This window comes from Tritonibacter horizontis (assembly GCF_001518015.1).
Lineage (GTDB): Bacteria > Pseudomonadota > Alphaproteobacteria > Rhodobacterales > Rhodobacteraceae > Epibacterium > Epibacterium horizontis.
The window spans coordinates 40,030-52,186 of record NZ_LPUY01000087.1 but is presented as its reverse complement, the minus strand read 5'-3'; the positions used below and the strand labels follow the sequence as shown (position 1 = coordinate 52,186).

Annotated in this window: 12 protein-coding genes; 8 read left to right on the top strand and 4 right to left on the bottom strand. The window is 61.5% G+C overall.

Going from position 1 to position 12,157, the window contains the following annotated elements:
• On the bottom strand, window positions 1-466 hold a 466-nt coding region (locus tag TRIHO_RS16810), incomplete at its 3' end, for a glutathione S-transferase family protein (protein ID WP_068246286.1).
• Window positions 467-568: 102 nt separating this feature from the next.
• On the opposite strand from TRIHO_RS16810, the gene TRIHO_RS16805 reads away from it, so the two are divergent.
• A complete protein-coding gene (locus tag TRIHO_RS16805; RefSeq protein WP_232367817.1) occupies window positions 569-1,006 on the top strand; it encodes a MarR family winged helix-turn-helix transcriptional regulator in 438 nt (145 codons plus the stop codon).
• Window positions 1,007-1,068: 62 nt separating this feature from the next.
• On the opposite strand, the gene TRIHO_RS16800 is transcribed toward TRIHO_RS16805, so the two are convergent.
• The gene (locus tag TRIHO_RS16800; protein WP_068246275.1) at window positions 1,069-2,307 is read right to left on the bottom strand and encodes an L-rhamnose isomerase; all 1,239 of its coding nucleotides are present in this window, start codon (window positions 2,305-2,307) and stop codon (window positions 1,069-1,071) included.
• A gap of 86 nt (window positions 2,308-2,393) precedes the next feature.
• Window positions 2,394-4,493: a bifunctional rhamnulose-1-phosphate aldolase/short-chain dehydrogenase gene (locus TRIHO_RS16795; RefSeq protein ID WP_106406203.1), complete on the bottom strand. Its 2,100-nt coding sequence runs from the start codon at window positions 4,491-4,493 to the stop codon at window positions 2,394-2,396.
• Window positions 4,494-4,679: 186 nt separating this feature from the next.
• On the opposite strand from TRIHO_RS16795, the gene TRIHO_RS16790 reads away from it, so the two are divergent.
• The 7 genes from TRIHO_RS16790 to TRIHO_RS16760 all read left to right on the top strand — a co-directional run bounded on the left by TRIHO_RS16790 (window position 4,680) and on the right by TRIHO_RS16760 (window position 11,800).
• Window positions 4,680-5,480, top strand: coding sequence for a DeoR/GlpR family DNA-binding transcription regulator (locus TRIHO_RS16790; RefSeq protein WP_068246320.1), 801 nt, complete (start codon window positions 4,680-4,682; stop codon window positions 5,478-5,480).
• Between the two features lie 32 nt (window positions 5,481-5,512).
• Complete coding sequence (gene rhaS, locus TRIHO_RS16785) at window positions 5,513-6,514, top strand: rhamnose ABC transporter substrate-binding protein (protein ID WP_068246265.1); 1,002 nt, start codon at window positions 5,513-5,515, stop codon at window positions 6,512-6,514.
• Between the two features lie 89 nt (window positions 6,515-6,603).
• On the top strand, window positions 6,604-8,151 hold the full coding sequence (locus TRIHO_RS16780; RefSeq protein WP_068246318.1) for a sugar ABC transporter ATP-binding protein: 1,548 nt from the start codon (window positions 6,604-6,606) through the stop codon (window positions 8,149-8,151).
• Window positions 8,151-9,137, top strand: a complete 987-nt coding sequence (locus TRIHO_RS16775) for an ABC transporter permease (protein ID WP_408646196.1) — start codon at window positions 8,151-8,153, stop codon at window positions 9,135-9,137. Before TRIHO_RS16780 ends, TRIHO_RS16775 begins: the two co-directional genes overlap by 1 nt.
• On the top strand, window positions 9,134-10,132 hold the full coding sequence (locus TRIHO_RS16770) for an ABC transporter permease (protein WP_068246259.1): 999 nt from the start codon (window positions 9,134-9,136) through the stop codon (window positions 10,130-10,132). Before TRIHO_RS16775 ends, TRIHO_RS16770 begins: the two co-directional genes overlap by 4 nt.
• Window positions 10,132-10,446 (top strand): L-rhamnose mutarotase, encoded by a 315-nt coding sequence (gene rhaM, locus TRIHO_RS16765; protein WP_207498712.1) that lies wholly within the window; start codon window positions 10,132-10,134, stop codon window positions 10,444-10,446. The genes TRIHO_RS16770 and rhaM overlap by 1 nt, the downstream gene beginning before the upstream one ends.
• 7 nt (window positions 10,447-10,453) lie before the next feature.
• On the top strand, window positions 10,454-11,800 hold the full coding sequence (locus TRIHO_RS16760) for an FGGY-family carbohydrate kinase (RefSeq protein WP_068246255.1): 1,347 nt from the start codon (window positions 10,454-10,456) through the stop codon (window positions 11,798-11,800).
• Between the two features lie 6 nt (window positions 11,801-11,806).
• Here the strand turns inward: TRIHO_RS16760 and TRIHO_RS16755 are convergent, their stop codons facing one another.
• Window positions 11,807-12,103 carry a DUF2218 domain-containing protein gene (locus TRIHO_RS16755; protein ID WP_068246252.1) on the bottom strand — a complete coding sequence of 99 codons (297 nt, stop codon included), beginning with the start codon at window positions 12,101-12,103 and terminating at the stop codon, window positions 11,807-11,809.
• Between the last annotated feature and the right edge of the window lie 54 nt (window positions 12,104-12,157).

Below are 12,157 nucleotides of genomic sequence, written 5' to 3'. Positions count from 1 at the left end.
AAACCAGCGCAAATGCCGCATCGACCAGCGAAAACGTCGCGCCATTGAAATAGGGCCCGGCGCTTAACTGGTCTTCAAGTCGTCGCACTTTCCGGGTCATGGCCGCGATCTTCTGGTCAAAAACTGTCGGGTCGCTGGTCCCATAAAAGCCGGCAATGTCGTTCAGCATTTCAGAGGCGAAGGCAATCCATCCGCGATGCTGGGCCCGCACCACGGGGTCAGCGGGATGGAGCGGCGGCGTTTGGCTCTCTTCCAGAAACTCAAGGATCGCAACGGAGTCAAAGATGGGTTGACCCTCCACGGTCAGAACCGGCGTTTTTCCCAAGGGGGACAGCGCCAGGAACCAGTCCGGTTTGCGGGCCAGGTCGATGGTCGTGCGTTCAACCGCGACGTCCTTTTCAAAAAGAGAAATCGCCGCCCGCTGCACATAGGGACACAGTGCGTGGCTCATCAGGTGAAGGTTCATCTCGCGCTCCAATGTAAATGCAATTGCATGTATATTGGCGTTGGAAAGCCAGATGTCAATCTTGATGCAGCTGCATCTTTTGGTCTATTCTGAGGCATGAGCGTGCCAAACCAACATACGATCGCGGCCTGGACCGCGCTGGTTACCGCCAACCGAAGGGTGCTGGAGACCATCGAACGGGCCCTGAAAACAGCGGGATTGCCGCAGTTGAGCTGGTATGACGCGTTGCTGGAGCTTGAAAAAGCCGGCCCGTCTGGGATACGGCCCTTCGCCCTAAAGGAGCGGTTGTTGTTGCCGCAATACAGCCTGTCCCGGCTGCTCGACCGGTTGGAGGCGGCACAGCTGATCGACCGCCACGAGGCAGCCGATGATGGGCGTGGCCAGATTGTCCATCTGACCGAGCTGGGCCTGCGGACCCGACAAAAGATGTGGCCGGTCTACGCCGAAACGCTGTTGCATTGCGTCGAAGACCGACTGTCACCGAACGAAGCGGCAGAGCTTGCGCGACTGCTCGCCAAACTCGCTGACGCGCCATCGTAAGACCGCAAACAATGCCCGGCGGCACCACCCAAGATTACCCGCCGCGGGCCAGCCGGGGCCTGTCACCCTCTGTCCGTGACAGAAGCCTGGTACCGCGCCAGACTGTCGACCAGCAGCGCGCCCGTCGGACGATCCTGACGGGCGCAGAACTCGGCCCAGATGGCGGCATAGGGCAGGTCTTTCAACTCCTCGGTCAGAACCAGCCGCGTTGTATAATCCCGCGCGGTCTCGGCCTGTTTCAGCCGCTCTTGCGGTGCCAGAAGCGCCTCGAGCAAGGCCTTTTGCATGTTGCGGACGCCGATGACCCAGGCCGCTGTGCGGCTGATGGTGGCGTCGAAAAAGTCCAGCCCGATCCGGGTGCGCTGCAAGAGCCCGCCAAAGACCAGCTCCTGCGCCATGGCCCGGATGCTGTCGTCCAGCAGGATCACATGATCGCTGTCCCAGCGCATCGGGCGCGAGACATGCAGCAGAATATCCTGCACGCTGAGCGCCACCGCCGAAAGTTTGTCGGCGACATTCTCGGTCGGATGGAAATGGCCCATATCCAGGCAAAGGGCGGTGTTGTTCCGGATTGCATAGCCCAGGTAGAATTCATGGCTGCCGACCGTCATCGCCTCGACCCCGATCCCGAACAGCTTGCTTTCGACCGCGTCCAGCAAATGCGCCCGGTCATGCGCCGGGGCAAACATCGCATCCAGCGAGGCCTCGAGCCGACGCCGCGCCCCCATGCGGTCGACCGGGTTGTCCTTTGACCCGTCCGGCACCCAGATGTTGTTCACCACCTCGCCGCCCTGGGCCGCCCCCATCTTGGCGGCGATCTCGCGACAGCGCTTGCCGTGTTCGATCCAGAAATCGCGAATGCCCGCGTCGGGATGGGCAAGCGTCAGGTTGTCGTCGGCCTTTTCATGGGCAAAAAAGGTCGGGTTGAAATCAAGCTTGATGCCCGTCTCGCCCGCCCACTCGACCCAAGGGGCAAAGTGGCGAAATTCGATCTCGTCCCGGTCTGGCGTCTCTTGCGTGTCGAGGTAGAAGGCATGCAGATTGAGACGGTGCTTGCCCGGGATCATGGAATAGGCAAATTCCAGATCCGCGCGCAGCTCATCCGGGGTGCGGGCCCGGCCGGGATGGTTTCCCGTCGCCTGAATGCCACCGCCAGAGGTGCCCTGCTGTTTCTCAAACCCTCTGACATCGTCGCCTTGCCAGCAGTGAACCGAAATCGGGATCTGCGCCAGGGCGGTCAAGGCGAGTTCCGTGTCGACCCCCCATGCGGCAAAGGCCTCGCGCGCGTCTTGGTAACTCATGTTTCCTCCGGGAACTTTACTGGGATCGGAACCTCCGATCGTTCATGGGCCGGTGTCGAGGCGGCGCAATGGCCGCCTCATGCCAATCAGCGGGTAAAGGCTTCCTTGTTGCCTGCATCCACGTTCACGATATTGCCGGTCGATTTGGCGGATTGATCCGATGCCAGGAAATAGGCTGCCTCGGCGATATCCTCAGGCAGCACAGACCGTTTCAGCAGCGACCGGTTGCGGTACATTTCTTCCAGCCCGCCCTTGTCGGTGCCATAGGTCGAGGCCCGTTGCTCCAGCCATTCGCCCTCCCAGATCTTCGACCCGCGCAGCACCGCGTCCGGATTGACCACATTGACGCGGATCCCGACCTCCGCGCCCTCCAGCGCAAGGCAGCGGGCAAGGTGGATTTCCGACGCCTTTGCGGTGCAATAAGCGGAGGCATTGGGCGAAGCGGCAAGCCCGTTCTTGGAGGCGACAAAGACAATCGCCCCGCCGATATCCTGCACCCGCATCACCTTGAACGCCTCGCGCGAGACCAGGAAATAGCCCGTCGACAGGATGTCCATGTTCTTTTGCCACAGCGCCAGGCTGGTTTCCTCGACCGGGGCCGACGACGCGATCCCGGCGTTGGACACCAGAATGTCGAGGCCACCGAATTCGACCGCAAGATCCGCATAGGCCTGGGCCACGGCCGCCTCATCCGTCACGTTCATCTCGGCGATCCGGACGACGTCGCGGCCATATTTCTGCACCAAGGCCTCCTGCGTGGCGGTCAGGCTTTCGGTATTGATATCGGCCAGCAACACGCAAGCGCCTTCGCGCAGGTAGCGTTCTGCGGTGGCCGTGCCGATGCCACCCGCGCCGCCGGTGACCAGCGCAACCCGGCCCGCCATTCCCTTGGGCTTTGGCATCCGCTGCAGCTTGGCCTCTTCCAGCAGCCAGTATTCGATGTCAAAGGCCTCCTGTTCCGGCAGGCCGACGTATTCAGACACCGCCGAGGCGCCGCGCATCACGTTGATCGCATTGGTGTAGAATTCGCCAGAGATCCGGGCCGTGGCCTTGTCCTTGGCAAAGGTGATCATACCGACGCCGGGCACCAGATAGACCACAGCATTCGGGTCACGCAGGGCGGGCGAGTCGTCATGTTTGCAGCGGTCGTAATAGGCCGCATAGTCGTTGCGATACTGGGCGATCTGCTCGGGCAGATTGGTCAGGACCTCGTCGATATTGCCCTTGGCGGGATCAAAGTCGAGCACCAGCGGGCAGATTTTTGTGCGCAGGAAATGGTCCGGGCAAGAGGTTCCCAGGGCGGCCAGCGCGCGCATGTCCCTGGCGTTGACGAATTCAAGCACCGTGTCGCTGTCGTCAAAATGACCGACCATATGCTGGTTGCCGGAGACAAATCCGCGAATGGCCGGCATCAGCCGCGCCGCGACGCTGCGCCGGGCCTGTGGGTCAAGGCTCTGATGAACGGCGCCGCCAAAACCGGGCTGTCCTGCGGTCCGTTCGGCGAACCAATCCATGCCCCGCTGGATGATATCAAGCGTCAGCTCGTAGCAGGCCTTGGCATCGTCATCCCAGGTGAACAGGCCGTGGCTTTCCAGCACGACGCCCTTGGCGTTGGGGTTTTTCTCGCAGAACTCTTCCAGCCACAGACCCAACTCATAGCCCGGACGCTTCCACGGTAACCAGCCGATCTCGGCGCCGAAAATCTCTTGCGTCAGCGCGCGGGAGTTTTTCGCAGCAGCAATCGCGATGATCGCATCGGGATGCATGTGATCGACGTGTTTTTTCGGCACATAGGCATGCAGTGGCGTGTCGATGGATGCCGCGCGCGGGTTCAGGTTGAAGGTGCAATGGGGCAGATAGCCAACCATTTCGTCTTCAAATTCGACGCCGCGGTATTTGCCCTTCAGCGCGTTCAGCTTGTCCATATAGAGGGTCGCGAAACCGTCCATCTTGATCGAGCCGACATCGCCGCCGGATCCCTTGACCCAGAGCACCTCGATAGGGGCGCCGGTCAGCGGGTCGGTTTCGGTCACCTTGGCAGAGGTATTGCCGCCGCCATAGTTGGTGATTCGCTTGTCGGACCCGAGAAGATTGGACCGATAAAGCAGTTTTTCGGGCTCGGACATGCCCTCGGCACGCGCATCATCCCACAGGTTTTGAAGCCGATTTTCGGCACGGGTCAACATGGTCATCCTCCCTGAAACACCGCAAGATGCGGCAACTTGCTTGACCGATCCTTGCGAAACTTTGCAACGGGAGTCAACCAAAACCAATCACAAACAGTCATGCTGCACCGCAGTATGATCGAAACTGAAAGAAAATGATTGACCGAATGAGAATTTCGGGCATTCTGCATGGAACGGGAGGACACAATGCACGAGACGGAGCGCCACAGGATCATTCTATCGGCTGTACAGGAACGCCCCATCGCCACGGTGGGGGAACTTGTCGCCTTGACAGAAACCTCCGAGGCCACGATCCGCCGTGATATCGCGACACTTGATGCCAAGAAACGCCTGCGCCGGGTGCGTGGCGGGGCGGAGGCGCTGACGCCCCCGGCCCTGCCGGGACTGGCGGGGCGGCCATTCAGCGTCAACCAGGCGATCAACGCGGAGGCCAAGCAGGCCATCGCCAAAGAGGCGGTCGCGCTCTGTGACGATGGCGATCCGATCATCATCAATGGCGGCACGACCACCTTTCAGATGGTGCATCCGCTGGTCAATCGTCGGCTGCAGGTGCTCACCAACAGTTTTCCGATCGCCGAACACCTGCTGCGTCACTCCAAGAACACCGTGATGCTGCCGGGCGGCGCGATCTACCGCGAACAGAACATTATCCTGTCGCCATTTGACAATGACATGACCCGGCATTTCTATGCCCGGCGCATGTTCATGGGCGCACATGGGCTGGGCCCTCTTGGCCTGATGGAAGGCGACCCCTTGCTGATCCAGGCCGAAGAAAAACTGATCGGGCAAGCGGACGAGCTGGTCGTTCTGGCGGACAGTTCCAAATTTGAGAACCGCTCCAGTCTGGTGCTCTGCCCGCTGGATCGGATTGACGTGGTGATCACGGACGAAGGAATCACGGACCGGGCGGCTTCCATGCTGGAGGCGGCAGAAATCCGGCTGATCGTGGCGCAAGGGAGTGCCGCGCAATCATCGAACGCAGGATAGCGTTCACACTTACTCAAAGGGAGGATTTGAGAATGACACTGACACGGAGACTGTTTGGCGGCGCAGCGATGGCAGCGGCCCTTCTGGCCGGAGGCGCGGCCCAGGCGCAAGAAGACCCCATCCGCATCGCGCTGGTGGTCAAGGCGCTCGGCATCGGCTTTTTCGAGGCCGCAGCCAAAGGCGCCGAAGAAGCGGCAGAAGAGCTGGGCAATGTCGAGGTGATCTATACCGGTCCCACCGACACCACCGCCGAGGGCCAGATCGAAGTGATCAATTCCCTGATCGCACAGCAGGTCGATGCCATTGCCGTATCCGCCAACGACACCGATGCCCTGGTGCCGGCGCTGAAAAAGGCGATGCAGCGTGGTATCACGGTCATTTCCTGGGATTCCGGGGTCGCACCCGAAGGGCGGCAACTGCACCTGAACCCCTCTTCCAACCCGCTGATTGGCAACATGATCATCAAGATGGCCGCGGATGAGCTGCCTGAGGGCGGCAAAGTGGCGGTGCTTTCGGCCACCACCACCTCGACCAACCAGAACATCTGGATCGAAGAGATGAACAAGGTGCTGGGCGACTACGAAGGCATCGAGGTCGTGGGCACTGTCTACGGCGACGACCTGGCGGATAAATCCTACCGCGAGGCCACCGGCCTGATGCAGACCTATCCTGATCTCGACGCAATCATTGCGCCGACCTCGGTCGGGATCGTGGCCGCCGCCCGCGCGGTCGAGGATGCAGGCAAGATTGGCGAAGTCAACGTCACCGGCCTTGGTCTTCCGTCGGAAATGGCCGGTGCGATTGCCAGCGGTGCGTCCAAATCCTTTGCGATCTGGAACCCGATTGATCTCGGCTATTCCGCGACTTACCTCGCCTATCAGCTGGCAACCGAGGCCGCCGAGGCAGCGCCGGGTGCGAGCATCCCGATGGGCCGCATGGGCACGCTGACACTGGATGAGAACGCCGAAGGCGCGATGGCGGATCCCTTCGTCTATGACGCAAGCAACATCGACGCGTTCAAGGATATCTTCTGATCCACGTTTCGTAATCTGCCTACCAGTCCCGGCAGCGCCACAGGTCCTGCCGGGACCACCTGAAACCACATCCAATGATGGAGGAAACGATGCAGATGAGCGTCGAGTCCCGACAATTCGGCGCGCCTGCAGCGGGCGATGAGCCGATCCTGGCCCTTTCCGGGATCACCAAGACCTTTCCGGGGGTCAAGGCGCTGTCGGATGTGTCGCTGGACCTCTATCCCGGCCAGGTCACTGCGCTGATCGGTGAAAACGGTGCCGGAAAATCCACCATCGTGAAGACATTGACCGGGATCTACCAACCTGACGCCGGCGAGATCCGGGTGTCGGGCGAGCCGGTGCATTTTGCAACCGCCCAGGACGCCGCTGCGGCCGGGATCACCGCGATCCATCAGGAAACGGTGCTGTTTGACGAGCTGACGGTGGCCGAGAACATCTTTATCGGCCATGCCCCGCGCAGCCGGTTCGGCCTGATCGACTGGGCCCGCATGCGCCAGCAGGCCCGGGACATCCTGACACGGATTGATGCCGACCTGGAACCGGACATGCTGCTGCGCGACCTTGGCATTGCGTCGAAACACCTGGTGGCCATCGCGCGCGCCCTGTCTGCCGAGGCCCGTGTCGTGGTCATGGACGAGCCCACTGCCGCCCTGTCTCACAAGGAAATCGAAGAGCTCTATGACCTGGTCGAACGGCTGAAGTCCGAAGGCCGCGCGATCCTGTTCATCAGCCACAAGTTCGACGAAATCTTTCGCATTGCAGATCGCTATACCGTGTTTCGGGATGGCACCCATGTCGGTTCTGGACTGATGTCAGAGGTCAACGAAGCGGATCTGGTGCGGATGATGGTGGGCCGCGACGTGGACCAGATTTTCCCGCAGCGTCAGAAATCGCCCGGCGACGAGGTGTTGCAGGTGGTGGGATATTCCCATCCGACCGAATTTGCCGATATCGGGTTCACCCTGCGTCGGGGCGAAATCCTGGGATTCTACGGTCTGGTCGGGGCGGGGCGTTCTGAGGTGATGCAGTCCCTGGTCGGCATCACCCGCCCGTCCAAGGGCGTTGTGAAAATCGACGGCACCATCAAGGTGATCCGATCCCCCGCCGATGCTGTCAGCAACGGCATAGTCTACGTGCCCGAAGATCGCGGCAAACAGGGTGCGGTTATCGGCCTGCCGATCTATCAGAACGTCACCCTGCCCTCGCTGTCGCAAACCTCTCGCAACGGTTTCCTGCGCCTGGCGGAAGAATTCGATCTGGCCCGCCACTATACCCAGCGGCTCGACCTGCGGGCCGCAGCACTGGATCAGGATGTCGGCAATTTGTCAGGTGGCAATCAGCAGAAGGTGGTGATCGCCAAATGGCTGGCGACCAAGCCCAAGGTCATCATCCTAGATGAGCCGACCAAAGGCATCGACATCGGCTCGAAGGCGGCGGTGCATGCCTTCATGGCGGAACTGGCGGCGGAGGGGCTGTCGGTGATCATGGTCAGTTCCGAAATCCCCGAGATCATGGGGATGTCGGATCGGGTGATCGTGATGCGCGAAGGTCTGATCGCCGCAGAGCTTGAGGGTGACGCGCTCACGCCGGAAACGCTGGTGCGGCACGCCGCCGGTATTGGAGAAAAACAGCCATGATGACATTTCTGAAATCCCGCGAGGCGATGCTCGGCGCGGCCATCCTGTTGCTGCTCTTCCTCATCGCCAGTCGGTTTCCCGCGTTTGTGGCGCCCGCCAACCTGGTGCGGGTATTTACCGACACATCGCCGCTGCTGATCCTTGCACTGGGACAGACCGTGGTGATCCTGACCCGCTGTATTGATCTGTCTGTTGCTGCGAACCTTGCGTTGACCGGGATGGTCTGTGCGATGCTGAACGCAGCCATGCCGGGCCTGCCAGTCGCTGCGATCCTGTTGCTTGCCGTCGCCCTCGGGGCGTTCATGGGGGCGTTGAACGGGCTTCTGGTCTGGAAGCTCGCGATCCCGTCAATCGTGGTCACCCTTGGCACCATGACGATCTTTCGCGGCATCATCTTTCTGATTTCCGACGGCGCCTGGGTCAATGCCCATGAGATGAGCGCCTCATTCACCGGCTTTCCCCGGTCAACGGTCCTCGGGCTGCCGGTGTTGGCCTGGTTTGGCCTGCTGGTGGCGGTTCTGGTGGCGGTGATGATCGCGCGGACACCGCTGGGGCGCGCGTTTTACGCCGTTGGCGGCAATCCGCATGCCGCCATCTACACCGGGATTGATGTTGGCAAGACCCAGTTTTGGGCCTTCACCCTGTCCGGGGCCCTGGCCGGGCTGACCGGTTATCTTTGGGTTGCGCGCTATGCGGTGGCCTATGTCGATATTGCCGGCGGCTTCGAGCTGGAGGTCGTGGCCGCCTGTGTGATCGGCGGCATTTCGATTGCCGGTGGCGCGGGGACGATCCTCGGCACTATCCTCGGGGCGCTCTTTCTCGGAATTGTCAAAAACGCCCTGCCGGTGGTCGATATCTCTCCCTTCTGGCAGATGGCGATTTCCGGCACCGCAATCATTGTCGCTGTCACCCTGAATGTACGCAACGCGCGGGCCAAGGGCCGTATCATCCTGCGCAGCGCCCAGGCCGAAGGAGCCACCGCATGAGCGATCTCAGCACAGATCCGTCCGTCCGTCAGATCCCGGACCGTTTGCAAAGCAGATCCGCGCGGTTGCTGCAAAGCTGGGAGTTGCTGTTGTTGATCGTGGCAATTGCGATCTTTATCGCCAACAGTTTTGCCTCGCCCTATTTCCTCAACGCCTGGAACCTCAGCGACGCGACGTTCAATTTTACCGAAAAGGCGATGATCGCCTTTGCCATGGCGCTGCTCATCGTGTCGGGCGAGATCGACCTGTCGGTGGCCTCCATCATCGCGCTGGCCTCGACCGCCATGGGGGCGGCGGCCACGGCCGGGTTTGGCACACCGGCGCTTGTGCTGGTCGGCCTGGTGACGGGTCTGCTGTGCGGCGCCTTCAACGGGACGCTGGTCACCCGACTTGGGCTGCCGTCCATCGTGGTGACCATCGGCACCATGAGCCTGTTTCGCGGCATCAGCTATATCGTGCTGGGCGATGGGGCCTATCGCAGTTATCCGGCGGATTTCACCTATTTCGGACAGGGCTACGTGTTCTGGGTGATCTCTTTTGAATTTGTCCTTTTTGTGCTGTTTGCGCTGGTTTACTACGTCCTGCTGCACCGCACCAACTTTGGCCGCGCCATCTTTGCCATCGGCAACAACCCCACCGCCGCGCAGTTCTCCGGGATCCGGGTGGGACGGGTCAAGTTCACCTTGTTCCTGTTGACCGGGCTGATGTCCGGGGTGGCGGCGATCTGCCTGACCTCGCGGCTCGGCAGTACCCGCCCGTCGATCGGCTTTGGCTGGGAACTGGAGGTGGTCACCATGGTGGTTCTGGGTGGCATTTCGATCCTCGGCGGATCCGGGTCCATTCCGGGGGTGGTCATCGCGGCCTTCGTCATGGGGCTGGTCACCTTCGGGCTCGGGCTGTTGAATGTGCCAGGCATCGTTATGTCGATCTTTATCGGCTGCATGCTGATCGGCGTCATCGCACTGCCACGCCTGTGGAAAATGTGGAGATCATAGTGGAAAAATACGCCTTCACCATGAAACTGCACGCCGGTCAGGCAGCAGAATACAAGCGTCGCCATGACGAAATCTGGCCAGAGCTGGTGACGCTGCTGAAGCAGGCAGGCATCTCGGATTATTCCATTTACCTGGACGAGCAGAGCCATGTTCTGTTCGCGGTGCTCTGGCGTCGCGACGATCATACCATGGACCAGCTGCCGCAGAGTGAGATCATGCAACGCTGGTGGTCCCATATGGCCGACATCATGGAAACACTGCCCAACAACGAACCGGTCGCCCTGCCGCTGCAACCGATGTTCCACCTGTCATGAGCCAACCATGCCCCATGTAGCCGTCCTTGATCTGGGCAAGACCAACGCGAAACTGGCGCTGGTCGCGACCGACACAATGCAGGAAATTGCGGTGCTGACGCGGCCCAATACGGTGTTGCCAGGCCCGCCCTATCCGCATTTCGATACCGAAGGTCTTTGGGCTTTTTTTCTCGACAGCCTGCGCAAGGTCCATCGCGAATATGGCATCGACAGCATCAGCGTCACGACCCATGGTGCCTGTTTCGTTCTGTTGTCGGACACCGGCGCGCTGGCCTGTCCGGTGCTGGATTACGAACACGACGGACCGGATGCACTGGCCGCTGCTTATGACAAGATCCGCCCGGCCTTTGCCGCCACCGGCGCGCCGCGATTGCCGATGGGGCTCAATGTGGGGGCGCAATTGCACTGGCTGCTGCACACGCAGCCCGATCTGCGCGAGCGGGTGTCGCAGGTCGTCAGCTATCCGCAATATTGGTCCGGTCGGTTGACCGGCCACTACGCGACCGAGCCGACGTCGCTTGGCTGCCATACCGATCTCTGGGTGCCGCAAGATCACCGTTTTTCGGATCTGCCAGCGCAGCTCGGGCTGCGTATGGCGCCCCTTGCGGCGGCCAGCGACATCGCCGGGGTCATCACCCGCGAGGTGGTCGCGGCCACGGGGCTTGCGCCGGACACGCCGGTGCATTCCGGAATTCATGACAGCAACGCATCGCTATTGCCCCATTTGCGCCTGCGGCAGGGGGCGTTTTCTGTCGTGTCCACCGGCACATGGGTGGTGACAATGGCCGTGGGCGGCGCGCCGGCGTCGCTGGATCCGGAGCGGGATACATTGATCAATGTGAATGCTCTGGGACAGCCGACGCCTTCGGCCCGATTTATGGGCGGGCGGGAATATGAACAACTCCGTTCCGAAATCGCGGCGCCGACGCCTGCGGACATCGCGCGGGTTCTGGACGACCGTGTGTTTCTCTGGCCCGCGACCGCGCGGGGCTCTGGCCCGTTTCCAGAACGGGTCGGCGGATGGAGCCGCCCGGACCTGACGCCGCAACAAAAAGGCGTCGCCCTGCCCTGGTATCTTGCGTTGATGACAGCCGAATGTCTGTCGCTGATCGGGGCCGCGGGCTGCACCACCGTCGAGGGTCCGTTTGCGCGCAACCCGCTTTATCTGTCGATGCTGGGGGCGGCGACCGGCCGTCCGGTGCGCACGTCCAGCACCGCGACCGGGACCAGTATCGGGGCGGCGCTTCTGGCGGATTCTACGGCAGAGCCACCGGACAGCGCGCCCTTTGTTCCTGAGGACACGCAGGGTTTAGAGGCCTATGCCGCGGAGTGGCGGGCCGGTGTGGGGCCGTAATCGCAGCTATTCCTGCGCCGGTGTGTCCCAGGTCATCTCGGTAAAATCTTCCCGGAATGCAAAGGTCTTGAGGTGGGAATCTATCACCGCCCGGGCCCGCACCAGCACCTCCGCCTCCTGCGCGCAGACCGTGGCATGCAGGGCGTCGTCCGTGGCGCGCAACTCTGCCCGGCCAAAGGGAAAGGCGACCTCCCCCCGCTCGGTATCAAAGGTCACCTCCACCTTATGGGCAAAGTGTTTGCACAGCTGTTGCAGGTATTTGCTGGCGTGAGATGTCGGGAAATGGCCGGTTTGCGTATACATAGAGATCTGGCTTTTCGCTGGAAGAAAGAAGGACGGAGGGCGACTGGCGCCCTC